At 59.8% G+C, this 25553-nt stretch carries 21 protein-coding genes and 1 pseudogene; 14 read left to right on the top strand and 8 right to left on the bottom strand.

Going from position 1 to position 25553, the window contains the following annotated elements; genetic code table 11:
• Positions 1-30: 30 nt before the first annotated feature.
• The 4 genes from NCHU2750_RS27245 to NCHU2750_RS27230 all read left to right on the top strand — a co-directional run bounded on the left by NCHU2750_RS27245 (position 31) and on the right by NCHU2750_RS27230 (position 3551).
• Positions 31-597 carry an ATP dependent DNA ligase gene (locus NCHU2750_RS27245; protein ID WP_119944938.1) on the top strand — a complete coding sequence of 189 codons (567 nt, stop codon included), beginning with the start codon at positions 31-33 and terminating at the stop codon, positions 595-597.
• A gap of 38 nt (positions 598-635) precedes the next feature.
• Positions 636-1409 (top strand): SOS response-associated peptidase, encoded by a 774-nt coding sequence (locus tag NCHU2750_RS27240; RefSeq protein ID WP_119944937.1) that lies wholly within the window; start codon positions 636-638, stop codon positions 1407-1409.
• A gap of 121 nt (positions 1410-1530) precedes the next feature.
• Positions 1531-2637: a DNA polymerase IV gene (dinB, locus tag NCHU2750_RS27235; protein WP_119944936.1), complete on the top strand. Its 1107-nt coding sequence runs from the start codon at positions 1531-1533 to the stop codon at positions 2635-2637.
• 389 nt (positions 2638-3026) lie between these two features.
• Positions 3027-3551, top strand: a complete 525-nt coding sequence (locus tag NCHU2750_RS27230; protein WP_119944935.1) for a 2'-5' RNA ligase family protein — start codon at positions 3027-3029, stop codon at positions 3549-3551.
• 15 nt (positions 3552-3566) lie between these two features.
• On the opposite strand, the pseudogene NCHU2750_RS27225 reads toward NCHU2750_RS27230, so the two are convergent.
• Positions 3567-4474: pseudogene (locus NCHU2750_RS27225) on the bottom strand (3'-5' exonuclease).
• A 278-nt stretch (positions 4475-4752) separates the two neighbouring features.
• Here NCHU2750_RS27225 and NCHU2750_RS27220 point away from each other — a divergent pair.
• The 3 genes from NCHU2750_RS27220 to ligD are packed head-to-tail and all read left to right on the top strand — an operon-like array spanning position 4753 to position 8404.
• Positions 4753-5019, top strand: coding sequence for a hypothetical protein (locus NCHU2750_RS27220; protein ID WP_245480524.1), 267 nt, complete (start codon positions 4753-4755; stop codon positions 5017-5019).
• Position 5020: 1 nt separating this feature from the next.
• On the top strand, positions 5021-5869 hold the full coding sequence (gene ku, locus NCHU2750_RS27215; protein WP_119944933.1) for a non-homologous end joining protein Ku: 849 nt from the start codon (positions 5021-5023) through the stop codon (positions 5867-5869).
• A 3-nt stretch (positions 5870-5872) separates the two neighbouring features.
• The gene (gene ligD, locus NCHU2750_RS27210) at positions 5873-8404 is read left to right on the top strand and encodes a DNA ligase D (RefSeq protein WP_119944932.1); all 2532 of its coding nucleotides are present in this window, start codon (positions 5873-5875) and stop codon (positions 8402-8404) included.
• A 3-nt stretch (positions 8405-8407) separates the two neighbouring features.
• On the opposite strand, the gene ku (NCHU2750_RS27205) is transcribed toward ligD, so the two are convergent.
• Entirely contained in the window at positions 8408-9214 is an 807-nt protein-coding gene (gene ku / locus NCHU2750_RS27205; protein WP_119944931.1) for a non-homologous end joining protein Ku, read from the bottom strand.
• A 301-nt stretch (positions 9215-9515) separates the two neighbouring features.
• Between ku (NCHU2750_RS27205) and NCHU2750_RS27200 the strand changes: the two genes are divergently transcribed.
• The 5 genes from NCHU2750_RS27200 (at position 9516) to fhuB (ending at position 16617) form a co-directional block, all read left to right on the top strand.
• Entirely contained in the window at positions 9516-10031 is a 516-nt protein-coding gene (locus NCHU2750_RS27200; RefSeq protein ID WP_119944930.1) for an RNA polymerase sigma factor, read from the top strand.
• Between the two features lie 108 nt (positions 10032-10139).
• Positions 10140-11090 carry a FecR family protein gene (locus NCHU2750_RS27195; RefSeq protein ID WP_119944929.1) on the top strand — a complete coding sequence of 317 codons (951 nt, stop codon included), beginning with the start codon at positions 10140-10142 and terminating at the stop codon, positions 11088-11090.
• 130 nt (positions 11091-11220) lie between these two features.
• Positions 11221-13674 carry a TonB-dependent receptor gene (locus NCHU2750_RS27190; RefSeq protein ID WP_162939825.1) on the top strand — a complete coding sequence of 818 codons (2454 nt, stop codon included), beginning with the start codon at positions 11221-11223 and terminating at the stop codon, positions 13672-13674.
• A 10-nt stretch (positions 13675-13684) separates the two neighbouring features.
• Entirely contained in the window at positions 13685-14602 is a 918-nt protein-coding gene (locus NCHU2750_RS27185) for an ABC transporter substrate-binding protein (protein ID WP_162939824.1), read from the top strand.
• A 29-nt stretch (positions 14603-14631) separates the two neighbouring features.
• A complete protein-coding gene (gene fhuB, locus NCHU2750_RS27180; protein WP_162939823.1) occupies positions 14632-16617 on the top strand; it encodes a Fe(3+)-hydroxamate ABC transporter permease FhuB in 1986 nt (661 codons plus the stop codon).
• Between the two features lie 267 nt (positions 16618-16884).
• On the opposite strand, the gene NCHU2750_RS27175 is transcribed toward fhuB, so the two are convergent.
• The 4 genes from NCHU2750_RS27175 to NCHU2750_RS27160 form a co-directional block, all read right to left on the bottom strand.
• Positions 16885-17859, bottom strand: a complete 975-nt coding sequence (locus NCHU2750_RS27175) for an aliphatic sulfonate ABC transporter substrate-binding protein (RefSeq protein ID WP_502703886.1) — start codon at positions 17857-17859, stop codon at positions 16885-16887.
• Between the two features lie 46 nt (positions 17860-17905).
• Positions 17906-18679 carry an ABC transporter ATP-binding protein gene (locus tag NCHU2750_RS27170; RefSeq protein ID WP_119944925.1) on the bottom strand — a complete coding sequence of 258 codons (774 nt, stop codon included), beginning with the start codon at positions 18677-18679 and terminating at the stop codon, positions 17906-17908.
• Entirely contained in the window at positions 18676-19410 is a 735-nt protein-coding gene (locus NCHU2750_RS27165; RefSeq protein ID WP_205583932.1) for an ABC transporter permease, read from the bottom strand. The genes NCHU2750_RS27170 and NCHU2750_RS27165 overlap by 4 nt, the downstream gene beginning before the upstream one ends.
• A 114-nt stretch (positions 19411-19524) precedes the next feature.
• Positions 19525-20961 (bottom strand): sulfatase family protein, encoded by a 1437-nt coding sequence (locus NCHU2750_RS27160; RefSeq protein ID WP_119944923.1) that lies wholly within the window; start codon positions 20959-20961, stop codon positions 19525-19527.
• Positions 20962-21153: 192 nt separating this feature from the next.
• Between NCHU2750_RS27160 and NCHU2750_RS27155 the strand changes: the two genes are divergently transcribed.
• Positions 21154-22224, top strand: a complete 1071-nt coding sequence (locus NCHU2750_RS27155) for a LacI family DNA-binding transcriptional regulator (RefSeq protein WP_119944922.1) — start codon at positions 21154-21156, stop codon at positions 22222-22224.
• Between the two features lie 4 nt (positions 22225-22228).
• Here NCHU2750_RS27155 and NCHU2750_RS27150 read toward each other — a convergent pair whose 3' ends face one another.
• A complete protein-coding gene (locus NCHU2750_RS27150) occupies positions 22229-23725 on the bottom strand; it encodes a sulfatase family protein (protein WP_119944921.1) in 1497 nt (498 codons plus the stop codon).
• A gap of 145 nt (positions 23726-23870) precedes the next feature.
• Between NCHU2750_RS27150 and NCHU2750_RS27145 the strand changes: the two genes are divergently transcribed.
• Positions 23871-24542 carry an SDR family oxidoreductase gene (locus NCHU2750_RS27145; protein WP_119944920.1) on the top strand — a complete coding sequence of 224 codons (672 nt, stop codon included), beginning with the start codon at positions 23871-23873 and terminating at the stop codon, positions 24540-24542.
• Between the two features lie 7 nt (positions 24543-24549).
• Here NCHU2750_RS27145 and NCHU2750_RS27140 read toward each other — a convergent pair whose 3' ends face one another.
• Entirely contained in the window at positions 24550-25488 is a 939-nt protein-coding gene (locus NCHU2750_RS27140) for an SUMF1/EgtB/PvdO family nonheme iron enzyme (RefSeq protein ID WP_119944919.1), read from the bottom strand.
• Positions 25489-25553: the final 65 nt, after the last annotated feature.

Below are 25553 nucleotides of genomic sequence, written 5' to 3'. Positions count from 1 at the left end.
GTTCATACGTTTTGTTGTTGAGTTGGCACCATGACGAAAGTTTTGCGATCGCAGCCCCTCACATCCAGGACCGATGCGCCTAGTCGCCCGCGGCCGCGCAAGGCGCTTCAGATCGAAGCGCCCCAGATCTTCCACGATCTCGGACCCGATGACGATGATCGAGCGAACGCGCCGGCACCACCGGCGCAGTCTCTCCGCGGCGCCTTCTTCATCGCCGGATACGAGCGGGCACCCGATGCGCCATCTGAAATCGGAACGCTGCTGCTGGCCGCCTGCCAAGGGCACGACTTCATTCATGTCGGGAGCGTCCGACCCGTACTGAACGACGCCGAGGCACGCAAGCTCAGAAAGATGCTGGACACGCTGCGCTGGAAGCAGAAGAAGCCGCCGGTGATCTGCGAGATCGCAAAACTCGGTGGCGCCGACATCTTCTGGGCCTATCCGACGCTGATTGCCGAGATCGCGTTTCGGGGTTTCTCCGACGGAGGGATGGTCGAACAGGCGACCTATCAAGGATTGGCATCGCGGCAGGACAATGCCGACGTCTTCCGGCTGGAAAGTCTCGTCCAGGCTGGCCAAACCAATAGCCGGCGTTAGATTATCATGTACAATCTCGTCGGAGTAGATAGCCCGCGATGTGTAACCTTTTTCGGATGGAAGACAAGGATCATGTTGCGGCTTGGGCCAAGGATGTCGAGAGCCTGATCAACCTCATGCCCGCCTATCAGATGAACCCGGATCAGTCCGGGCCGATCATCCGCAATACGGCCGACGGCCGCCGGCAACTCACCAATGCACGCTGGGGCCTGCCCTCCCCGATCTTCGTCCAGAAGAAGGCGGCAGAGGCACGCGCCGACAAGATGAGGGCAAAGGGCCAGGCTGTCGATATGGACGCGCTGATCCGCATGGAGCCGGATCGCGGCGTCACCAATGTCCGGAAGCTGACCCTTCCCCATTGGAAGCGCTGGTTGGGCGTCGAGCATCGCTGCATCGTGCCGGTCACCAGCTTTGCCGAACCTGATCCTGGAGCCCAGGAGCCCGGCGGCAAAGTGCCGAACGCCTGGTTTGCGCGCGACGAGCAAAAGTCCCTGATGTTCTTTGCCGGCATCCATGTGCTCGGCTGGCAAAGTGTCCGCAAGGTGAAAGACGGCCTGACCACCGACGACCTCTATGGTTTTCTGACGACGGACCCGAATGGGCTTGTGAAGCCGATCCATGAGAAGGCCATGCCGGTCCTGCTGCTAACCAAAGAGGCAACCGCGACCTGGCTGCGGGCGCCATGGGACGAAGCAAAGGATCTCGCCCGGCCCCTGCCCGACGATGCGCTGATCATTTCGTCGCGCGAGCCCTATGGCTCCTCAATCGTCTCGAAATCGGGCGAGCCGGTCACGCAGGGTAGCCTCCTTTAAATCGGCATGGTCGGCGGGCGGTTCGAGGCCTAATCCAGCGGTTTGCGATTGTCGGAAACGGTGATATGTTCACTTTCCGTTCCGATTAATCAAGCCTCACACCGGACCTTCCGGCAGCACCATGACAGACACGATCCAGGCAGTAGAGACCACTCGCAAAATCGTCCATATCGATATGGACGCCTTCTACGCCTCGGTCGAGCAGCGGGACAATCCGGAGCTGCGCGGCAAACCGCTGGCCGTCGGTGGTGCCGCCGCCCGCGGTGTGGTGGCTGCCGCCAGCTACGAGGCTCGCAAGTTCGGGGTCCATTCCGCCATGCCGTCGGTCACGGCGGCCCGCAAGTGCCCGGATTTGATTTTTGTGAAGCCGAGATTCGAGGTCTATCGGGCTGTGTCGCAGCAGATCCGCGAGATCTTTGCCGAATATACCCCGCTGATCGAACCCCTATCGCTGGATGAGGCCTATCTCGACGTGACGGAAAACCTCAAGGACATGCCGATCGCCACGGAGATCGCGCTGGAAATTCGGGCTAGGATCAAGGCCGTGACCGGCCTGAACGCATCCGCCGGAATTTCCTATAACAAGTTCCTCGCCAAGATGGCGTCGGATCTTAACAAGCCGAACGGCCAAGCCGTGATCACGCCAAAGATCGGCCCGGTCTTTGTCGAACAGCTCGCCGTCAAGAAATTCCATGGCGTTGGGCCGGCGACCGCCGAGAAGATGCACCGGCTCGGGATCGAGACTGGGGCGGACCTGAAGGCTCAGTCGCTGGCGTTTCTGACGCAGCATTTTGGCAAATCCGGGCCCTATTTTTATGGCATCGCCCGCGGCATCGACAATCGCCAGGTCCGGCCGGACCGAGTGCGAAAATCCATCGGCGCCGAGGATACGTTCATGCAGGACATCGATGACCTTGATCTCGCGGCGGCCGAACTGAGACCACTGACCGAGAAGGTATGGGGTTACTGCGAGGGAAAGGGATTTAGCGGCAAGACCGTTACCGTGAAAATCAAATATTCCGATTTCACCCAGGCGACGCGCAGCAGGACCACCGCCCTGCCGTTCGCCAATGGCAATGAGATCCTTGAGGCGGCAACCGGGCTGCTTGCGACCGCCTATCCGTTCAAGCGGGCCGTGCGTCTGCTCGGCGTCACGCTATCGTCGCTCACCAATGATCAGGGCGAAGAGGGCCCTGAGGGTCAGTCGCAACTGGATTTCGGGATGTAGCCAAAAACGAAAAAGCCTGCGCGGGAGGAGCGCAGGCTTTTCGAAATGATTGGACATCGGCTGGGAGGAGGAGTGCCGCTGTCCATTCAGGCTACCCTTGGGAGGAGGAGTGGGCCGCCTGAGGAACGAAGCTTTGCGGGAGGAGGTGCATCGCTTCGTTGGGATGATCTATACAAACATCCTCTCAGGTGAGTTAGCGGCATCACCGCAGTTCAGCCATGCGCTGGATGCAAGCCGAGCATCAAGGCCGCCTAATTTGACGCCATTAAGCGAAAAAACGGTCGAAGGCGGTTAAATGCTTGGTGGGCGGATCCGCTTCCGGATAGCGATAGATTTCTGTGCGTAGGTAGGAAAGTTTCACCAAGCACACGCCGAAGCAGGAGCATCGATTGAAGACAGGCCATCCGCTCATTCTTACAGCCCGGATCGCGGAAGAAGACCTCGAGCCATTCGACCGGCTGCGACAGGCGCATTTCCCCTCGGATCGAAACTTCCTGCGCGCCCATCTGACGATGTTTCATCGGTTGCCCGGTGAATATGAAGCGCGGATTGTCAACGCACTCAACCTTGCGGCAGAAAGGATGCCTGCCTCGACAGCCGAGGTCAGCGGCGTCAGGCATCTCGGCGCAGGTGTCGCCTACATGATTGCTTGCCCGGCCCTTGAGGCAATCCGTGGAGCGTTGAAGAGCGCGTTTGTATCCTGGCTCGGCTCACAGGACATGCAGACATGGCGGCCACATATTACGATCCAGAACAAGGTGCCGCGAGCTAAGGCAGATGAACTTCACCGTGACCTGTGCGCGCGCTTCCAACCTTGGTCCATTTTAATTGCCGGGCTTGATCTCTGGGCCTATCTCGGCGGCCCGTGGCAGCATCTGGCTTTTGCGCCTTTCGGCTCCAGGCCTCAAGCGTGATCAGAAACCCTGATCTCAGCCCCTGAACCGGTCGAAGGCGGTGAGGGGCCGGGTCGGTGGATCGGCTTCCGGGTACGATAAATGTCCGTGCGCAAATAATGGAGCTCCTCGGCAAGCGCGGCCTCATCGACTTCGACCCACCACGATTTTGGTCGTCCTTCGCTCCCGTCCGACCAGCGATACCCCCTCGCCTTCAGATGGTCCTTGAGATCGAAGGGACTGTTCTCAGCGAAGATCCGCACCCTCGAGCGCTGGCTTGCCAAATGAAGCTCGGCAAAAGCGGTCGACGATTGGGCTTCATCCCGGCGGGCCAACACTTCCAATAGCGCAAAGCAGTCGTCGACCGCGCGATGCCCGTCGTGGAAAAACCCCGCCTGCCCAATCAGATAGCCAAGCTTTGTGCCTTCGAAGCCGCGGGCGGACCAATCGATTTCGGTGTTCGAACAGGCCCAGGCCTTGTCGGAAAAAATCGGCGAAAACGCCTCGCAGAACGGCCGGTCGAAGCCGGCATTGTGAGCGATGATGAGATCTGCGGGATCAATCAGAGTCCGCAGTCCGGCAATGTCGATCACCTGACCCGCCACCATGGCGTCGGTGATGCCGGTCAGTCTGGTGATCTCCGCGGGGATCGACACTGTCGGCTGCTGAAGCCCGGCATAGACGCCTGTAACATCGCCGATCACACCTTGATCGTTGAAGGTGAAAGCGATGGCGCCAATCTCGATGATCTCGTCCTTGCGGTGGTTGAGCCCCGTTGTTTCCGTATCGAGGATCACGCCCCTCAGCGGAAATTCAGGCCTGATCGATGTGGCGACAGGCCGGGGTTCGAGTTTCCGCAGGATGCGGTAGCGCCCGGTCTCGGTCAAATGGGCAGCCATCTGCTCTTCGCTTATGCCGGGGGCCGCAGCCAGCCTGCCTTCCATCTCCCTGGGCTTCATGGGCAATAGCCGTTCAACGAGAGGCTTTTCCGCCGGCGCATTGTCGCTCGCAAACATGTCGTACTGCGCCTTCATTGCGTCCGATCCTTGCTTCCTGATCATCGAATGCCTATCACAAGGGTCGCCATCACGTCATTGCCGGGCATGCTCCAACGCTTGTTACCCCACAGCTCTCTGTCCGGCGGGGAACCAATACCCGTGCTCACCTGTTACTCCGGCTGATCCAAACATCAAAATCGGTGGCTATTATGGCGTTCCATCACGTGAGCAATCCAACCCCTTCAAAGCCGACTGATCCGCGCGACCGCGTCATCGCAGCACTCTTCGCTCAGTTGAAAGCCGAACGCGAGACCCGTGAGGCCATCGAACTCGCGATCCGCAACGGCGCCACCTTCAGCGAGGTGCTGGAAGCAATGGCGGGCGATCCGGTCCCTGCAATGACGGGCGATGGCGTTACCAGCGAGGATCTTGCGGCAATCGAGCAGGCCTTGTCGCTGCACTACATGGCAGCCCCAACAGACAGGCACTGAGATGGCAGCGCGGGCGAGCTGGAAGGGCCACCTGAAGATCGGCGACATCGGCTGTGCCGTTGCGCTCTACACCGCGGTCTCCACCAGCGAAAAATTGTCCTTCAACATCCTCAACAAGAAGACCGGAAATCGTGTCGAGCGGCAGTTTGTCGACAGCGAAACGGGAAAGCCGGTCGATCGCGAGGACCAGGTCAAGGGTTATGAGATTGAAGGCGGTCGTCACATCGTGCTCGAGCCTGACGAGATCGCCGACCTGATGCCGGAAAGCGACAAGTTGCTGACCGTTTCGAGCTTCATCGAGTGCAATGACATCGACAAACTGTATTTCGATCGGCCCTATTATCTTGCACTCGTCGAATCGGAGGACGCGGAGGCATTGCGGTTGCTGGCAAGGGCAATGACGGACGAGAATGTCGCCGCGATCGCCGAGGGTGTTCTGTTTCGACGGAACCGGACGCTGCTGATCCGCCCCGACGGGCACGGTGCGATCATCGCGACAACGCTGAACTTCGACTACGAGGTGCGCTCGGCGGGGACCACCTTCAAGAACATCCCCGAAATCAAGTTCGAAAAGGAGATGTTGACGCTCGCCCAGCATATCATTTCGACCAAGTCCGGCAGCTTCAAGCCCGAGGATTATCATGACCGCTATGACGCGGCCCTAGTCGAACTGGTCAAGGCCAAGATGGAAGGCCGCAAGCCGCCGAAACGCAATGCCGAACCGAAAGGCAAGATTATCGATCTCATGGATGCTCTGCGCGAAAGCGCCAGGATGGCCGGAAAATCGGGTGGCAAACGCAAGGCTACACCAGCCAGAAAGTCTGCCACGAAACAGCGCAAGGCAAGCTGATCCATGGCGCTGCAGACCTACAATTCCAAACGGGATTTCAAGCAAACGTCAGAGCCGCGGGGGCGCCGAGCGGTCAAGGGCGCTGCGAAAGGCAACAGCTTCGTTATCCAGAAACATGACGCCACGCGGCTTCACTACGATTTTCGCCTGGAGATGGGCGGTGTCCTCAAGAGTTGGGCCGTCACACGCGGCCCGAGCCTCGATCCCGAGGAAAGGCGACTAGCCGTCCATGTCGAGGATCACCCGCTCGACTACGGTGAGTTCGAAGGCATCATTCCGAAAGGCCAATATGGCGGCGGCACGGTCATTGTCTGGGATCGCGGCACATGGGCGCCGATCGGCGACGCGAAGAAGGGCTATCGGAAAGGCCACCTCGAATTCGAACTGCACGGCGAGAAGCTGAAAGGACGCTGGCATCTGGTGCGCATGCACGGCAAGCCGGAAGAAAGGCGCGAGAACTGGCTGCTGATTAAGGCCGACGATGATGAAGCCCGACATGGCGGCAAAGACATTCTCGACGAGCTGCCGAAATCCGCCAAGACCGGCCGCAAGATCGAAGCGGTCGCGAAGAACCCCGATTCAGTCTGGGAAACCGACGGTAAAGCAAAACAGGCCAAGCCGGTCGCGAAACGCAAATCCGGCCCCTCAACCCAGACGTCCGATGACGTCGAGTGGCCCACGGGCGCGCGTAAGGCAAAAATGCCCGGCTTCATCGAACCGGCCCTGGCAAAGCTGAAACCAAAGCCACCAGCCGGCGATGGCTGGCTTCACGAAATCAAGTTCGACGGATACCGCTTGCAAGCGCATGTCGCAGATGGCCGAGTTACCTTACTGACCCGCAGCGGTCTCGACTGGACCGAACGGTTCGGCACAAAGATCAGCAAAGCATTCGCCTCACTGCCCGTCTCGACGGCGATCATCGACGGCGAAATCGTCGTCGAGCGCGACAATGGCGCATCGGACTTCTCCGCCTTGCAAAACGATCTGGGCGAAGGACGCAGTGATCGCTTTGCCTACTACGCCTTCGATCTCCTGCATCTCGATGGCCGCAATCTCGCCAATGCAGCCTTGATCGACCGCAAGACGCTTCTGGAACAGTTGCTCGGCGATCAAAGGGAAGGCTCCATCCTGCGCTACAGCGCGCATTTCGGGGAAAGCGGTGGCCTGGTGCTCACCCATGCCTGCCGGCTGAGCCTTGAAGGCGTGGTCTCGAAGAAGCGTGACGGTAAATATGTCTCTGGTCGCAAGGGCCAATGGATCAAGTCGAAATGCTCCGAGCGCCAGGAGTTCGTCATCGGTGGCTATGCGCCCTCGACCGCGATGCCTGACGCAATCGGCTCACTGGCTATGGGCGTCTACGAGAACGGTAAGTTCATTCATGTCGGCCGAGTTGGGACCGGCTACAGCGCGGCCATGGCGCAGGATCTCTATGGCAAGCTCCAAAGGCTTGAACAGAAGACAAGCTCGTTCGATGACAAGCTCAGTGCGCTGGCACGTCGCGATCTGGTCTTTGTAGAGCCGGAGTTGGTCGCGGAGGTCGAGTTCCGGGCCTGGTCCGCCGACGGTAACCTCCGGCATGCCTCGTTCCGCGGGCTGCGAGACGACAAGAAGCCGAAGGATGTGGTTCGCGAGACGCAAGGTGCCGCGCCCAAGCGGAAAACGCCGACCTCTACCGTCAAACTCACCCATCCCGACCGCATCTACTGGCCTGACGACGGCGTCACCAAGCAGGGCCTCGTCGATTATTACGCGCAGGTCTGGCGCTTCATGGCGCCCTTTATCGTCAATCGACCTCTGTCTCTTCTGCGCGCGCCGGATGGCATCACCGGTCGCCAGCACTTTTTCCAGAAACATGGCTGGAAGGGCATGAATGCCCATGTCCACGAGGTCACTGATCCGAAGGACAAGACCGGCGACAAGCTGCTGAAGATCGTCGATTTCGATGGCCTCGCGGCTCTCGTCCAGTCGGCAACCCTGGAGATCCATCCCTGGGGGACCACCGTCAATCATTGGGAAAAGCCCGACATGCTGACCATGGATCTCGATCCAGGCGGCGATGTGCCATGGGAAAACGTCATCGCCGCCGCATATGAGTTGAAGGAGCGGATCGAGGCCGCGGGGCTTGCAGCCTTCGTCAAGACATCCGGCGGTAAGGGCCTGCACGTCGTCTCGCCGCTCAAACCGAAGGCGACCTGGCTGCAAATGAAAGCTTTCGCGAAAAGCCTCGCGGATGATATGTCAGCTGATAACCCCAGTCTCTACCTCGCCACGGCGACCAAGGCGAAACGCAAGGGGCGCATCTTCATCGATTATCTACGCAACGGCCGGGGCAATACGGCCGTTGCGGCCTATTCGACACGGGCGCGACCGGGGGCTGCTGTCTCGACGCCACTTGCCTGGGATGAACTGAGTACCGAGATCGGTCCTGCGCGCTTCACAATCGACAATGCGCCGGCACGGCTTGATGCGCTGTCGAAAGATCCGTGGGATGGCTTCTTTGCGGCAGCGAGACCGCTGACTGCTCGCAACCGGTAGAGGTTACTTTGAACTGCGCTTTCCAACTTCTTTGGCAAGACTCTTCTTCAGCGCGTCCATGATGTTGATGACATTGCCTTCCGTCTTCACTGGCGCCGGGCTCTTCGATCGCTTGGCTGGTTTTGATGTCTTCTGCTTTTTTCCTATCAGCGCCTTCATCCGCTTCTGGACCGGATCCTGTACCAGCTTCGGCGACCAGGTTTCGGTGCGCTTTTCCACCATGCCGGTCATCAGCGCGAGGAGCTTGCGGTCTACCTTTGCCTTGGTATCGATCGTATCGGCGGGTTCGCGGACCTCGTCGCCATAGCGGAGCGTCCACAACACGATGCCCTTCCCTTTCGGCTCCAGAAGGACCGCTCGTTCGCGGCGATAGAGCACTAGTCTCGCAATGCCGACAACGCCACTTGCTTCCATCGCCTCTCGAATAACACAAAAGGCTTCCGCCCCGACCTTGTCAGCAGGGCTCAAAAAATGCGGCTTGTCGTACCAGATCCAATCGATCGAGCCACGCGGGACAAATGTGTCGATCTCGATTGAACGCGTGCTCTCGAGCCCAACTGCATCGATCTCGTCATCATCGAGCAGTACGTAGTCCCCATCGTCTTTGGGGTAGCCTTTAACCTGATCCTTTTCGGCCACCGGCCTGTGGGTCACGCTGTCGAGATAACGGCTTTCGACACGGTTATTCGTCTTGCGGTTCAAGACATGAAGCCGCACCTTGTTGCTCTCGGTCGTCGCCGGCGTCAGCGTTACCACCGCCGTGACCAGCGACAGTTTGAGATAGCCTTTCCAGAACGTGTTTCGCGCCATGCGTCAGAAACGTGATAACGATGTTCGAGTTCCGCGCATAACGTTGGGCTCGTGATGGAATCGAAGGAGCGGCCGGCTGTTGAGGGCCTCACTGTGCTTAGTCGGTTGATCCCAATCTCTTTCCGGCGCCTACGTGAGCAAATATTGTTGCCCGGTCGCAACACGAGAAAAACCTTGACTTTAACTATCAAGAATAAAGTGTCTGTTTCAGATAGCAGACGATAGTGTGTCGCAGGAGCGACTATGAGCTGTAGATCCGTACATGACGCTTTACGCGTCCTCTCCGCATATTGGAATCGCAATGTCGAATTGGCGTACAAAAGTAAGCTGCCTCTTTCAAGGACACCATAGCAAGCTTGAAGCGTTGCTACGCAAGCGCGTTGGGAATTCGGAAATTGCTGCCGATCTCGTTCAGGATGTTTTCCTCCGCACGCTGGCGGCGGGCCCTCGTCACACCGAGGCAGATGATCAACGTGTGCTCTATGCCTCCGCACGCAATGCGGCGACGGAGCACCATAGAAGCCAGCGTCGTCGCAGCGAGATCATCTCGCGAGTGGTACCTGAACAGTTTGCGGCTCCGCCCGCCTCTCCGGAAGCAACCCTGCAGGCCCGGCAGACGCTTTCGGCGCTCGATCAAGCGCTGACCCAGCTTTCGCCCCGCTGCCGCGAGATCTTCATCCTGCGACGCGTCGAAGGCGTCTCGAACGAGGAGATCGCCCGCCGGCACGGGATTTCGATCAACAGCGTTGAAAAACATATCGCCCGTGCCTTGCGACATTGCCAGGCTCGCCTCGCGGATCACCTTCGCGAGAGCTGAAATTCTCGCGAAGGGGCAGACACGGCATTTCCACACTCGCCCGTTATCCTCTACAGAAGCGGAGTTGAACGACAAGCCGCGACCCAAATGCCGGTCTGACGGAGCAGGATGAGCGATAAACCGACAGAAGAACAGCGCGATGAGGCGGCGCTTTGGCTTGCGAAACGAACCGGCGGCTCGTTAAGAGAGCAGGAGGCCGAGAGATTTGATGCATGGCTGAACGAAGACCTTCGTCATCGCCGCGCCTTCGACGAACTGCGTGTCCTTTACGCGCAGTTGGAAGCACCGGCCGCGCGTCTTGCCGCAAGGACTCCCTTTCGGCGCAAGGTGGCGGTCTGGCTCCGGCCTCGCTGGAGCTGGACGATCCCGCCTGCCTCCGGTGTGGCGATACTCTGTTGCCTCTGGTGGCTGAATCCTACCGTCATCCAAAACTGGCAGGCTGATGTCGTAACCGACCGCAATGTCGTCTCCGTTGTTGCCCTGCCCGACGGCTCGAGCGCTCGCCTCGGCGCTGACACCGCCATCGCTCTGGATTTCAGCGCGGGGCGAAGACAGGTTCGGCTCCTCCGCGGCGAAGCCTATTTCGAGGTCCGCCACGGCGCGGACGGCATCTTCACCGTCCTGGTGGATGGTGACCGGATCCGCGATATCGGCACGAAATTCAATGTCGAGCATGAGGATGACAAGACCGAGGTGACAGTTTCCGAGGGCGCCGTCGAGGTGATGGGGACGCATGACGCGACCGCGATGACCCTGTTTCAGGGTGACCAGGTGGCGATAGCCGCCGGCCGCACTGCGGGCATCCGTAAAGCCGATCCCGAGCTGGTGCTGTCCTGGCTGACAGGACGGCTTGTCGTCGAGGGTGCCCGCATTGACGACGTCGTGCGGGCGCTGCAGCGTCATACCACCAGCCGCATCGTCGTGCGTGGAAGTTTGGCAGACCACCAGATATCGGGCACCTTCCCGCTGACGGATGTCGATGCGTCGCTTGCCACCATAGCCTCTGCTGTCAATGGCTCGATCACCCGGGTCACGCCACTTCTTACCATCCTGCACTGATCAGCGAAAAACTTGTGCCTAAACTGAAAGTTTTTCGCCGGAGGAGACACGGCGCAGGCCCGCTCGTCCGTTCTACCTATCAGGGACTGCCGGGGGCGGCCCGCTCGCAAAGATGCAGGGGAGCAAGTTGATGGTGGGGCGCGTAATTTCGAAACAGGTGCATGGGATCGCATTGCTGATGGCGACGACGGCAATGCTGGCGATGGTCTGCCAACCGGCCGTCGGTCAGCAGATGCCAGCCAATGGCAATTCCGCCAATGCCTCCAGCTTTCGCTTCGACATTCCCTCTAAATCGCTCGCATCGGCCATTGCGGATGTCGGCGCGGTCAGCGGCTGGCGCATCGCCTATCCGTTCAAGCTTCCGGCCGGCAGCCGCAGCAAGCCGCTTTCGGGAACGATGACGCCGCAGGAGGCGATCGGCAGGCTTCTTGCTGGCACCGGCATCCGCTACCGGGTCTCGGCGGACCGATCCGTCGTGCTCGTCGATCCGAGCCAGCCGGCAGCCTCCGGTGACAGTTCGGGGACGCGAAGCGCAACCGAACTGCAACCGATCGTGCTGCAGGGCGATGCTCCGCTCGGCACCCCACCTGTCGCTTATGCTGGAGGGCAAGTGGCGACCGGCGCGCGCCTCGGCATTCTCGGCAATCGCGACGTCATGGATACGCCGTTCAACGTAACGAGCTACACAGCAAAAACGATCCAGGACCAGCAGGCGCGCAGCGTCGGGGACGTGGTCAAGAACGATCCTTCGGTCCGCACGACCTGGGCTGACGGGAGTTATTCCAACCAGTTCTTCATCCGTGGCTTCCCGGTCGGAAATCCTGACATGGCGATCAACGGACTCTACGGTCTCGCACCTTATCAGATGGCGGGAACATCCTGGATCGACCGCGTCGAGGTTCTCAAAGGCCCCGGCGCTCTTCTATCGGGCATGGCGCCGGGCGGCAGTATCGGCGGCGTCATAAATCTGGTTCCCAAGCGCGCGCCAGATGATCCGATCAATCGGGTGACGACGAGCTATCTTTCGGACGGGCAGATCGGAACGGGTGTCGATTTCGCCCGCCGTGTCGGGGATGACAACGCTTTCGGCATCCGTTTCAACGGCTCGTATTCCGACGGGCATACGGCCGTTGACGGGCAATCCAATCAGCTTGGCAGCGCCTCGCTCGGCCTCGACTACAATGGCGACAGAGTGAGACTGTCGGCCGACCTTGTCTACCAAAAGAATTATTCCGATAATCCGGTGCGCCCCATCTATGCGAATGCCGGCGTAAAAATACCGCATGCGCCCGATGCCTCGGCCGATCTCGGTCAGAACTGGTATTACGCACATGGCAAGGACTATCTGGCGTCTTTGCGGGCCGAGTACGATATCACCGACAATGTGACGGCTTATGCGACATTCGGCGCGCATCGCAACGAATTGCTCGGCCTTTATAACTTCGAATATATAAAGAACTCAGCTGGCGACTTCGACGCGAGAAATTTCTATCAGCCGACCTACAATCGTGTCGTGACGGGCGAAATCGGCTTAAACGCAAAGTTTGAAACTGGCCCGGTTCGTCATGAAGTCACGCTGAGCGCTTCCGATCTCTATAGCGAACTCGGTAACCGGTCTCAAAATTTTTCCAGCTACTCCTCGAACCTTTACGATCCCATCCGGATCGACAAGCCGGACCTGTCGGGGCTATTCGACACGACCCCCAAAACCAATGCCGTAACCCTGCAGAGTTTCGCGATTACAGACAGTCTGTTCTTCTTGGACGACAGGCTGCAGTTGATCGTCGGCGGCCGGCAGCAGAAAGTGCGACAAAAGGCGTGGAACGTCACAACCGGTGTGCAGACGGCCGATTACGACGAAGACGCCTTCACGCCAGCACTCGGGATTGTCGTAAAACCTTGGGAAAGCGTTTCGCTCTATGCCAACTATATCGAAGGCCTGAGCCAGGGGCCGGTCGCGCCGACCGGAGCGACGAATGCAGGCGAGGCTTTTGCGCCGCTCAGGTCGAAGCAGTATGAGATCGGCGCAAAGGTCGATCTCGGCGATGTGACGGCAACCGCCAGCCTGTTCCAGATCGAGCAGCCAAGCGGTGCGCTTGATGCCTCGAACGCCTATGGCGTCGATGGCGAGACCCGCAATCGCGGCCTCGAGCTCAACGTCTTCGGCGAAGTGGTGGAAAGTATCCGCGTTCTCGGCGGCGTCGCCTTCATGGACGGCGTTCAGACCAAGACGGCAGGCGGCACGAACGATGGCAAGAAGGCGATCGGCGTGCCAGACGTGCAGCTCAACATGGGAGCGGAATGGGATACCCCGTTCATTGACGGGCTAACGCTATCGGGGCGGGTCATCCATACCTCTTCCCAATATGCCAGCGTCGACAACACGCAGAAAATACCAGACTGGACGCGCTTCGACCTCGGCGCACGTTACAGGTACGAGCGGGAAAACGGTAAGCCGATCACAGTTCGTGCCAGCGTTGAAAATGTCTTCGACCGCGACTACTGGGCCGCGGCCTCTTCGAGTTTCGGCCTCGCGCGTGGCGCGCCGCGAACCTTCCTGGTCTCCACGACATTCGACTTTTGAGGAAGGCGGAATGAGGCCGCATTCCGATACCAGATTGACAATAATCTCGCGCCGCCGGATGCTGGCGGCGTGTGCGGCTCTGGCGGCAGGTTCGTGGCGAACGGCTCATGCCGCGACGCCGATTTCGATTGCGACAACCGATTGGGCGGCGGCCGAATGCCTTCTGGCGCTAGGTGCCGTGCCGATCGCAGTCCCGGACACGGCAGTCTACCGGCAATGGATGGAGACTATCCCGCTGCCCGAAAGTGTTGCGGATCTGGGTTCGCGCGCCGAACCCAATCTCGAACTTCTGTCCGCTTTGCGTCCCGACAGGATCCTGATCTCCAACTGGCAAACCAGTCTCATCGGGCAATTCGAACGCATCGCCCCCGTCCAGACGGTCACCATCATTGATCCGCCTGCATCACCGATTGCCAATGCGAGAAAGGCGCTTGTCGAGATCGGCCGGTTGCTCTCGGCGGAAGAGGCGGCAAGCCACTGGCTCGCCGGCTTCGACCGCACGCAGCAGGCTGCCGCGGCAAGCCTAAAAATGCTGAATTTGCGGGATGTGATAATCGGCGTTCTCCACGAAAATGGTCGTCAGATCTATGCCTACGGCCCGGGCAGCTGGGTGCATGAAATGATCGTACTCCTGGGGCTGAACAATGCTCTTCGCGCGCCGACGTCCCGCTTCGGAAATGCCCTGATCGATATTGCCGAACTGACCGAAATGCCACAGGCGCGGTTGCTCTATTTGGACCAGGGGGAGCGCACTCGCCGGGCCGAGGTCGCACTTGCAGGGAGCACTGTGTGGAACGGCATCCCAATGGTCGCGGCAGGACGTGTTCGGCCCATCCCGGTCTTCTATCCGCTGGGCGGTGTTCCCTCCGTCCAGAGATTCATCGAGATCTTGGCCCAGGCTGCTCTGTCAACCGGCGAGGGTAGATGATGCGACCGGGTAGGCCTTCAGGGGTACGTTTGCTTGGCTCGTCGTCGCCGCGCTTGTCCGCCGCGACGGCGCTGATTTTGGCGGTGTGCCTGGCGATCGGTCTTTCGTTAGGGACACTGGCCGCCATCCAGGAACCATCACTGTGGCTTTCAAGCATTCGCGACCCGCAGGCGGATGTCGCGGCGCTCGTTTTTGTCGACGTGGCACTCCCGCGTATCGTCGTCAGTTGGATCGTCGGGGCAGGCCTGGCCTTGTCGGGCGTGATCCTTCAACAGGTCTTGCAGAACCCGATTGCCGAGCCAGCGACCGTCGGAATTTCGGGAGGCTCCTACGTCGCCCTTGCAGTCACGTCGCTATGGTTTCCTTCGCTGCTTGCTGATGGCGGGGGGCTGATTGCGCTTGGCGGTGGCCTGATCAGCGCCGGCCTGGTTCTGGCGATCTGCCGCCGGCAGCGATTTTCTCCGAATGCCGTTGTCATCGGTGGACTAACGATCAACCTGTTCTTCGGCGCGATCGGCGCGGTTCTGACCGTGCTCAACCATGATTACCTGAGTTCGCTGTCGATCTGGCAAAGCGGTTCGCTGATCCAGAACGGCTGGGGGACTGTTGAATTTCTCGCACCGCGCATGCTGGCGGGGACCATTGTCATCGCCGTGATCGCCCGCCCTCTCGCTATGCTCACGCTCGGCGACGAAATCGCCGCTAGCAGAGGAGTGAGAGTCTCCCTAGTAAGGGTCGCGGGACTTGGGATTGCCTCGGCGCTTGCTGCCTTATGTGTTGCTGGTGTCGGGGTTTTTGGCTTTGTCGCGTTGATGGCATCGCAGATCGCCCGCCTGATGGGGGCCAATACGTTTGGCCGTCGCCTGATCTGGTCGCCGCTGATCGGTTGCCTTCTGCTGTGGCTGACCGATCAATGCGTGCAGGTCCTGCATCTGCGACAGGAGATATCGACAGGCACGGCGACGGCGCTGATCGGCAGTCTCTGTCTGCTGATCCTGCTCGTTGCGCGCAGGGCACCCGAGACCTTGCCACCCGAACCGCCTCCGGGCGGTCATTTCCATGCGTGGGTGGTTGTATCCGGTAGGAAACCCGCCATGCTTCTGTTCGCGACCGCTCTGGCCTTTGCGATCGGCTTCGGGCACTCCCCTCCCGGCTGGGCATGGCTGTCTCCTGAAACGGCCGCCGAAATCTTGCCCTGGAGATTGCCGCGCGTCGTTGCCGCCGGATCCGCAGGAGCTATGCTCGCCATTTCTGGTGTGCTTCTGCAGCGGATGACGGGAAATCCGATGGCAAGTCCCGAAGTGCTTGGAATCTCCTCGGGTGCGGCACTTGGTGTCATCATGCTGCTCCTTTGCGTTTCCGGCTATTCGGCACAGATGTCGATTGTCGCCAGTACCGCCGGGGCAATTCTCAGCCTTGCCGCACTTCTCGTGCTGACCAAGCGCACCCACGTCACGCCCAACCGGCTGCTTCTGGTTGGTATCTCACTTGCGACACTGCTGAGCGCCTGCTCCGGTGTCCTGCTCACCAGCGGCGACCCAAGGTCCGCAATTCTTCTCACATGGATGTCTGGATCGACTTATCGCGTTAGCGAGACAGCGGCCTATGCAGCTTTGATAAGCGCGCTCGCAGCCATACCGCTGGCAAGCATGCTGTCCCGATGGTTGACACTGCTCTCGTTGGGCGATGGCACTGCGACCTCGCTCGGAGTGGATCTATCGAAGGCACGTTCGGCCATCCTGATTATAGCGGGCGTTCTTACGGCGACAGCGACCGTAATCGTCGGCCCCCTCACCTTCGTCGGCCTCGTTGCTCCGCATATCGCCAAGATCACCGGCAATCGGAAGCCACGCGAAGAAATTGCTTCCGCGGCGGCCATCGGATCTGTCTTGCTCATGGTCGCTGACTGGCTGGGACGTAACCTCGTCTATCCCTGGCAGATCCCGGCAGGCCTTGTCGCAGCCGTTATCGGTGCTCCGATCTTTCTATGGCTAATGCAAAAGTCGAAACGATGAGCGTCTTAACTCTGCTGCTACGGCACTGGAATAGTGATGGTCTTGAATAGATAGGAACCTCTGACTCGTCGTTTGATTTTCTGGACTACTCGAGAGCTTCTGCTTCGAGATCCCTAAAACCTCAGCTTTTGAAAGGAGAGACAGTAAGCGAGGGGATTTTGTTTTCAAAGAAAATTCTTATTGCATTACCAGAGGATTGGAATGGTCGGGAACCATTCCCGACCATCGCTTCGATGGGATTCCGTTAATTGTCACCAGCTGTGGCAATCAGGCGCTGATAAATAGATCACCAGTATAGAACATCTCCGGCGCAAGCGGCTCCTTCACCGTTCCGAACTCCTGGAACATCTTGTTGAAATCCGTCAGCCACTTGTTGACCGTGCCGTCCTTGGTGAAGGCGTCGAGTTCCTTCGAGGTCAGCATCTTGCGGCTGCGGGCCACCTTGTCGGTCGCCTCATTCGGTGCGTTGAGGAAGGCCGTGGTGATCTCGATCGAATGATCGAGATTGGCGACACGATAATCCATCGCCTTCTTCATCACACGGAGGAATTTCTTGACGAGATCCGGGTTCTGCTCGACCACTTCATTGCGCGCCACGAAGGTGTTGATGAACGAGGTTCGCGGGTAGAAATCCTGGTTGGAGGCCAATTCCTTCATGTCGGGCACACGCGGCTTGATGGTGTCGATCAGAGGATACCAGATGCCGGCCGCCTCGATCTGTTTCGAGGTGAAGGCGGCGACCACGGTGGACGGATCCATTGGCACCATCTGGATATCGTTGATGGTCAGGCCGGCCTTGGTCAGCGCCATCCGCAGGATCATGTCGCCCGAAGTACCCTGCGGCACGCCGACCTTCTTGCCCTTGAGGTCAGCCATGGACGTTATGCTGCCCTGCGCGATAACCCGATCGGAAAAGCCGATATCGTTGACGCCGACAACCTTGGCGCGGCCGCTTGCCGGCAGCCACAGCGCGCCGGGGCCGATCGTGCCGAAATTCAGGCTGCCCGCGCCCATGGCCTGGATCTGGATCGGGCCGTTGGTGAAGACCTTTACCGAGGGCTCGATGCCTTCGGCTTCCCAAAGCTTCTGTTCCTTGGCGATCGCCAGCACGCTCGCATTCGGGAAATCGGCAATGTAACCGATGCTCATGTCGGCGGACTGGGCCCTGGCCTTGCCACCGATCGAAAACACGCTTGCGCCGGCAAGAGCGGCGCTGGTCACCATAAGATTACGTCTCGTCAGCATGGTCATTCCTCCTTTGACGGGCTGATGCATTCTTTCGCAGCGATCAGGCGGCAGCGGCCGGGTGATAGACCGACCGCCAGACCTCGTTGCGCAATTCTGAAAATTCGGTCGAAAGCCGCATGTCCTCTGTGCGGGGATAAGGCAGATCGACATTGACGATTTTGTGCAGCCGGCCCGGACGCGCCGCCATGACGATGACGCGGCTCGCGAGATAGACCGCCTCGTCCACATCATGGGTGATGAACATCACCGTGCGCCGCTCCTTGCTCCACATGGCAAGCAGCTGATCCTGAAGCTGGACGCGGGTCAAAGCATCCAGTGCTCCGAAAGGCTCATCCATGAGCAGGATTTTCGGATTGACCGCATAGGCGCGGGCAATTGCGCAACGCTGCTTCATACCGCCCGACAAAGTCTTTGGCAGCGAATTGGCAAAGTCCGAGAGACCGACGAGCTCTATGAAGTGATCGGCGATCCGCCGCCGCTCCGCCTTCGGCTTGCCCGAGATCTGCAAGCCGAACTCGACGTTTTCGCGCACCGTCAGCCAGGGGAACAGCGCATATTGCTGAAAAATCACGCCCCGCTCAGGCCCCGGCCCCTTGACCGGTGCATTATCGACGAGAACCTGTCCTGATGTCGGCATGGTGAGGCCCGCAGCAATATTCATCGCCGTCGACTTGCCGCAGCCGGAGGGGCCGACAACGGTGATGAACTCACCATCCTCGATATCGAGGTTGAGCCCTTCAAGCGCGGTAAACGCCGTCTTGCCGGCGATGTCGAAGGTCTTGCGGACGTTTCTGAACGAGATTTTCGGGGTCATAGCTTCTCCTGCCATGCGGTCAGAACACCATCGATCGCCATGACGATCCGATCCATGATCAGGCCCAGAATGCCGATCGAGATCAGGCTGACGAAAATGGTCGGAAGGTCGTAATAGAGCTGCGCCTGCTGCATGCGAAAACCGAGGCCGGATTGCGCGGCGATCAGTTCGGCGGCAACCACGGTCGACCAGGATGAGCCGAGGCCGATGCGCACGCCGACCATGATATAGGGCAGCGAGGCCGGCACGATGACCCGGCGAAAGATGGTGAAATCATTGGCGCCGAGCACGCGGGCGGCATTGATCATCGTCCTGTCGACGCTGATGACGCCCTGATAGGTGGCGACGACGGAAGACAGGAACGAGGCGAGGAAGATAACGAAAATCTTCGGCATCTCGTCGATCCCCATCGTCACGATCGCCAGGGGAATGATGGCGAGCGGCGGAATGGTGCGGAAGAACTGCACATAAGGCTCGATGATGGCGCGGGCTATTCTGTACCAGCCCATCAGGAAACCGACCGGGATGGCGACGAGGATGCCGAGCGCAAAACCGGTGAAGACGCGGCCGAGGCTGGCCAGCGCATCCGACCACAAAAGCCCGTTTTCCGCCTGGATCACCGCCTGTTTGGCGACCGCAAGCGGTGTCGGCAACCCGACCACGCCGAAGGACGTCACCAGCGCCCAGAGCAAGATGCCGACGACGACGGCGACGATATTGATCGTCAGCATGCCGAAGGGGCGCGATAACGGGGAAAGCCCGCTTGCGCCTTGATGTGTCGTTTCGTTTTCCATCACCGCCAAGATCACTCCTCCCGAGCTTTTGGCCAGTCCGTCGGCAGCGGCTTAGCGTGCCGCCGCCATGACATCCCGTGTCTTGAAATTGGATTCGATCAGCCAGTCGCGCATCACGTCGAGAAGCTCGCGCTTGCGATCATCGTAAGCCGGATCGCTCCAGAGGTTTTTCACCTCCTTCGGATCGTTTTCGAGATCGAACAGCTGACCGTCGGCCGAACCCTTGAAATGCACGAGCTTCCATCGGTCGCTGCGCACCCCGGTCATAAATTCGACGCCGCCGGCCATGGCCACATCGCCGATCTGTTCGCAGAAGACGTGCGCGCGCGGCGTCCAGTCTTTTCCTTCCAGCGCCGGCCGCAGGCTTTTGGCCTCGAACGTCTTCGGCGGGGTGATGCCGGCATAATCGAGAATGGTCGGGCCGAGATCGAAAAGCTGGCACAATCCATCGACGGTACGGCCGCCTTCGAAACGGCCCGACGTCGACCAGATCACCGTCGGCACGCGGGTGACGATATCATACATCGACCATTTCTGGATCAGCCCGTGTTCGCCGAGGCACTCGCCATGGTCGGAGGTGAAGATGACGATCGCATCTTCCAGATAACCGCGCTCCTTCAGCGACGCGAGCAGCTCGCCGACCTTCTCGTCGATCAACGTCACATTGCCGAGATAATGCGCCCAGAGCCGCTGCATCTGGTCTTCGGTCGGATCGAGGCTCCAGACGACGGAATCGTGATCGACCTCGACATCGTGCTGACGTTTGTCCTTCAGCTCCTGGTGCAGGCTGTCGAGTTCTTCTTTTGTCGGCTTCGGCAGCGGCAGGTCGTTGCGCTTCAGGTAACGCTCCGTGTAATGCGCCGGCGGATCGAAGGGCGGATGCGGACCGGGGAAACCGACCTGCAGGAAAAGCGGCTCGGTCGGTGGATAGGTCTCCACCCACCACTTGGCCATATTGCCAACAAAGGCGTCGGAATGCAGCGCCTCCGGCAGTTTCCAGTCGAAACAGCCGAGCCTTTCCCGATAATCCTCCCGCTCGCGATAAAATTCGCGCTGCTGTTTAACGAGACCATTGGCGGCGAGCGCCTTGTCCCATTCGTCGAAATACCAGCGCCCTTCCATGTAGCGGTCCTTGTTTTCCACCACGTAACGTTCGTGAAAACCGCTGTCGGAATTGTAGGGAATGGTGTGCATCTTGCCGACATTGACGCAGCGATAACCGGCGTCGCGCAGGCTCTCGACCCAGGTATGCTGCCATTTCTGGCCATTGGCGAGCACGCCGGTCGTATGCGGATAATAGCCGGTGAACAGGCTCGCGCGCGAGGGCACGCAGCTCGGCGCGGTGATGTGGCAATTGGTCAGCGCCACGCCCTTTTCGATCATCGCGTCGATATTCGGGGTATGGGCATAGGGGTAACCGAGCGCTGCGATGGAATCGTAACGCTGCTGATCGGTCATGATCAAAATGATGTTCGGCCTGTCAGCCATCAATCCTGCTCCTCTCCGTCGCAAGCGTGCCTACGACGGCCATTTCCATCAGGCAAAAGGCCCTCTTCCCGCCTTTTACTTGCCTCTCACGGCAATTGATGGCACAAAGTTATCGTTAACGCAACGATCACTCTCACCGTTCCGATCAATCTCGTGTCTGCGAATAAAAGCGTATCCGGCAGGTTATGACCTATGACGATCGACATGGATAACAAGCGCCTTGACGGGAACAAGCCCGATACTGAGCGGGAGACCCGCCCTGTGCCGACGCTCGCCTCGATCGCCGAAAAGGTCGGTGTCTCCGTCAACACGGTGTCGCGGGCCTTGCGGGCGCCGAACACGGTGCGCGCCGAATTGCGCAAGCGCATCAATACGGCGATGGAAGAGCTGAACTATGTGCCGAACCGGCTGGCCGGCGGTCTTTCGGGCATGCGCACCGATATCGTCGGCGTCGTCGTCACCTCGCTCTATTATTCGGAATTCGCGAGTATCATCGATACGCTGCAATCTTCGCTGCTCGAACGCGACCTGCAGGTCATGCTGGCCAATACCCGTTACAATCCCGAGCAGGAAGTGAAGCTGGTGCGCTCGATCCTCAGCTGGCGGCCGGCGGCCGTGGCGATCATCGGCGTCGATCATCCACCCAAAGTCGTCGAGTTGCTGAAAGCCTCCGGCATTCCGATCATCGAGATGTGGGATACGGACGGCAGCGTAATCGACACCGCGATCGGTTTCGACCATCGCGCCGTCGGCGCGGCACAGGCGAGACACCTTATCGACCAGGGTTACAAGAAACTCGCCTTCGTCGGCAGCCTGCGCGAAAACGATCGGCGCGCGCAAAAACGTCTTATCGGTCTGGAAACGGAAGCCGAGAAGGCCGGCCTCGCGCCGATCGCCAAACGCACAGCACAGCAGGGCGGCAGCCCGGATCTTGGCGAAAGGCTGGCCGAAGACCTGCTCGAAAACCACCCCGATATCGATGCGATCGCCTGCAACAGCGACATCATCGCCTTCGGTGTCCTGAGAGCGCTGCGCAAACGCGGCAGACGCGTGCCCGAAGATATCGGCGTGATCGCTTTCGGCGACAACGAGGCGGCAGCCTGCGTCACCCCGCCGCTCACCACCATCCGCCCCGACCGCGAAAAGATCGGCCGCCTCACCGCCGACGCGATTTTCGCCCGCATCAATGGCGGCGAACCGCAGACGACGGTCGTGGACTGGCAGCTGGTGTTGCGCGACAGCACAAGGCAGGGCCCAGCCTAGGCACTCATGCCCCGCCCTGCCTAGACCTGCTTTCCGGCGTGCGGCTGGAATTGGCGCCGAGTTTTACGCTGGCGAGCGTCCACCCTTGCGTCTTCAGCGCGCTTTCGATGCGCCAGGTGAGGATCGCGTTGATCAGCTCCTGTTTTATCGCCCGAGCTGCCGGGTCGGACCAGAGATTGTTCACCTCGGTCGGATCCGCCTGCATGTCGAACAGCTGCCCCTCATCGCTGTCAACGAAATGCACCAGCTTGTATCGTTCGCTGCGGATCATCGTCATGAATGTGGTGCCGCTGAAAATCCGGTCGCCGGCATGTTCGGAAAAGACGTATTTCCGGGGCGTGCAGTCCTCGCCGTTGAGATAGGGCATCAGCGACTGCGCCTCCATCCAGTCCGGCACCGGCACGCCGGCCATGTCCAGAATGGTCGGCGCGAAATCGAAGAGCGAGACGAGGTCGTCCACCACCCTGCCTTCCGCTACCTTGCCCGGCGCCCAGACGATCGCCGGTACCCGGACGCTGTGTTCATACATCGACCATTTCTGGCTGTGCCCGTGGTCGTTCAGGCTGTCTCCATGGTCGGAGGTGAAGATGATGATCGTATCGTCAAGGACGCCGCGCCGCTCCACCGCCTCGATCAGCTTGCCCATCTGCGTATCGATCATCGAGACATTGGCGAAATAATGCTGCCTTTGCCGGCGCGTCTGCTCCTTCGTCGGATCCGGCAGATGCACGACCGCATCGTGATCGACGGCAAGATGCTGGCCGCGCAGCACCTTTAGCGCCGCTGGCTGGGCTTCGATATCCTCGGCACTGAGGATCGGCTCCGGCAGCTCGGCATCCGCATACATGTCCAGGTATTCCTGGGTCGGATCATAGGGCGGATGCGGGCCGGGAATGCCGATCTGTAGGAAAAAGGGCTCGTTTCCGGTATAGGCGTCGAGCCACATCTGGGCGAGCGCGGAAACGAAATTGTCGGAATGCAGGTCTTCGGGAAGGCTCCAGACGAAGGCGCCGAGGGAGGATTTGTAATCCTCGCGCCGGCGATAGGTGACGCGGCTCGGTTTTTCGAAACCCCGCGTCCAGATCGCCTTGTCCCACTGGTCGAGAAAGAACGGCAGGCGGGCGGTGGCTCGGTCCTTGTTTTCCACCACATGCCGCTCATGGAAACCGAAAGAATCTTCGAACGGAGACGTATGCATCTTGCCGACATTGACGCAGCGATAGCCGGCATCCGCCATCAGCTGCACCCAGCTGAACGCCCAGGGCTCGTCATTGCGAAAGACACCGTTCGTATGCGGATAGACGCCGGTGAACAGGCTCGCGCGTGATGGCGCGCAGGAGGGCGAGGTGACGTAGGTCTGTCGGAAATAGGTGCCTTCGCGCACCATGCGGTCGAGATTGGGCGTCTTCATATAGGCAAAACCGCCGGCGGCGATCGTGTCGAACCGCTGCTGATCAGTTATGACGAAAATGATGTTCGGCTTCTTGCTGCTGTCTGACACGTCTTTCCTCCCGTTCATGCCTATTGCCATGCCTGCCTGCGATAACGGCCTCCCCGACCGCTCCTGCACCCACAACTATCCGCTATGCCCGGCAGCGAAAAGCCTCTAACACGGCATCACCGGCCTAAGGGACAAGGGAGAACCGATGGCAACCGTGCTGATCACCGGCTGCGACCGCGGCCTCGGCGAGGAATTCGCGCTTCAATATGCCGAAAAGGGAGACCGGGTGATCGCCACCTGCCTCGACCCTGACGCTTTTTCCTCCGGCCATCCGAACATTGCGAATATCGAAGTCGAAAAACTCGACGTAACCGACGAAAGCGCGGTTCTTGCGCTCGCGACACGGCTGCACGGGACGGCAATCGACATTCTCATCAACAATGCCGGCATTCCCGGCCCGCATCCGCCGCTCGAGGGCACGGATACAGAACTCTGGCGACAGATACTGGAGGTCAACCTGATTGCCCCCTTCGTCATCTCGAAGGCGTTTGCCGCGCATGTGGCGGGCAGCGAGCAGAAGGTGATCGCCTTCGTCACCAGCCGCATGGGCTCGATTTCCCTCAACAATACCGGAAAATCCTATGCCTACCGCTCGTCCAAGGCCGGCCTCAACATGGTGATGAAAAGCCTCGCGATCGATCTCGGTCCGCGCCAGATCTGCGTGCTCGGCATCCATCCTGGCAATGTGGCTACCACCGGCGGCCGTGGAATGACCGTCTCTGAAAGCGTTTCCCGCATGCGCGAGGTCATCGACCATTCCGGACCTCACCAGACCGGCACATTCTACAATTATAACGGCCAGATCCTGCCCTGGTAGATTTTGCTCACAACGGCAGGCGATCATAAGCGACACGAAAGCCAGTATTGCTGCCCGCGCTATCGGCGGAGAGGCCCATGCGGGCGGCGATCCGGTAGCGATAACAATAGCTCTTGTGGCAAAGGAACGAGCCACCCTTCAAAACCTTGTCGGCGGATTTTTTCGCCTGGTCGTTGCGCAGCTTTGCCGCCTTGGAGAGCGAGCGAACCTTGAAGGCGTCAGCGCTCCATTCCCAGACATTGCCGGCCAGATTGTAGAAGCCCGCCTCGCTCGGCTCGAAACTGCGCGCCGGCGCCGTGCCGAAATAACCGTCGGCAAGGGTGTTGTGGCGCGGAAACTCACCCTGCCAGATATTGCAAAAAGTCTTTTCGTCGGTTGGTTCCTCGTCACCCCAGGCAAACCGCCGGCGCCGGTTGCCGCCACGCGCCGCATGCTCCCATTCCGCTTCGCTCGGCAGGCGCCCGCCGACCCAAGTGGCAAAGGCGACCGCATCATTCCACGAAACCTGCGTTACCGGATGGTCCAGCCGGTCGTCGATCGAACTGCCCGGCCCTTCCGGCTTCTTCCAGCTCGCGCCATCGATCCGGGTCCACCAGGGCGTGTTGACGACACCGCCGGTCACCATGCCCTGATCCTTCAGGAGCGGTGCGAACACGGCCGACATGCCGAACCGTTCCGATTCCGTCACATGCCCCGTTGCCTCGACGAATTCGGCAAAACGGTGCACCGTCACCGTCTCGACCTCAAGATGAAAATCCTGAAGCAGGATCTTTCGCGCCGGCCCTTCGCCATCGCCGGATATCACCGGATCGTCGGTGCCGACAAAGCTCTCGCCGCCCTTGACTGCAATCGTCTGGCCCGGCCGGCCACGGATGCTGGAACCTGCCGTTTCGGTCGGCGCTAAACCTTGCCCATTTCGCGCCGCTCCTGAACAACATCCCTCCATGCCAATCTCCCGAAAGCACTCCAACCAGAGGCCTATATCAGCCGTCGAGGCGCGTGATACAACAC

Source organism: Neorhizobium sp. NCHU2750, assembly GCF_003597675.1.
Classification (GTDB): Bacteria; Pseudomonadota; Alphaproteobacteria; order Rhizobiales; family Rhizobiaceae; genus Neorhizobium.
The sequence above is the reverse complement of the archived record's forward strand: the minus strand, read 5'-3'. Positions and strand labels throughout refer to the sequence as shown.

Excerpts from the sequence above, each read along its gene's own strand:
- NCHU2750_RS27245 (WP_119944938.1), top strand. The coding sequence starts at position 31 with ATGACGAAAGTTTTGCGATCGCAGCCCCTCACATCCAGGACCGATGCG.
- NCHU2750_RS27240 (WP_119944937.1), top strand. The coding sequence starts at position 636 with ATGTGTAACCTTTTTCGGATGGAAGACAAGGATCATGTTGCGGCTTGG.
- dinB (WP_119944936.1), top strand. The coding sequence starts at position 1,531 with ATGACAGACACGATCCAGGCAGTAGAGACCACTCGCAAAATCGTCCAT.
- ku (WP_119944933.1), top strand. The coding sequence starts at position 5,021 with ATGGCAGCGCGGGCGAGCTGGAAGGGCCACCTGAAGATCGGCGACATC.
- ligD (WP_119944932.1), top strand. The coding sequence starts at position 5,873 with ATGGCGCTGCAGACCTACAATTCCAAACGGGATTTCAAGCAAACGTCA.
- ku (WP_119944931.1), bottom strand. The coding sequence starts at position 9,214 with ATGGCGCGAAACACGTTCTGGAAAGGCTATCTCAAACTGTCGCTGGTC.
- NCHU2750_RS27200 (WP_119944930.1), top strand. The coding sequence starts at position 9,516 with ATGTCGAATTGGCGTACAAAAGTAAGCTGCCTCTTTCAAGGACACCAT.
- NCHU2750_RS27195 (WP_119944929.1), top strand. The coding sequence starts at position 10,140 with ATGAGCGATAAACCGACAGAAGAACAGCGCGATGAGGCGGCGCTTTGG.
- NCHU2750_RS27190 (WP_162939825.1), top strand. The coding sequence starts at position 11,221 with ATGGTGGGGCGCGTAATTTCGAAACAGGTGCATGGGATCGCATTGCTG.
- NCHU2750_RS27185 (WP_162939824.1), top strand. The coding sequence starts at position 13,685 with ATGAGGCCGCATTCCGATACCAGATTGACAATAATCTCGCGCCGCCGG.
- NCHU2750_RS27170 (WP_119944925.1), bottom strand. The coding sequence starts at position 18,679 with ATGACCCCGAAAATCTCGTTCAGAAACGTCCGCAAGACCTTCGACATC.
- NCHU2750_RS27165 (WP_205583932.1), bottom strand. The coding sequence starts at position 19,410 with ATGCTGACGATCAATATCGTCGCCGTCGTCGTCGGCATCTTGCTCTGG.
- NCHU2750_RS27160 (WP_119944923.1), bottom strand. The coding sequence starts at position 20,961 with ATGGCTGACAGGCCGAACATCATTTTGATCATGACCGATCAGCAGCGT.
- NCHU2750_RS27155 (WP_119944922.1), top strand. The coding sequence starts at position 21,154 with ATGACGATCGACATGGATAACAAGCGCCTTGACGGGAACAAGCCCGAT.
- NCHU2750_RS27145 (WP_119944920.1), top strand. The coding sequence starts at position 23,871 with ATGGCAACCGTGCTGATCACCGGCTGCGACCGCGGCCTCGGCGAGGAA.
- NCHU2750_RS27140 (WP_119944919.1), bottom strand. The coding sequence starts at position 25,488 with ATGGAGGGATGTTGTTCAGGAGCGGCGCGAAATGGGCAAGGTTTAGCG.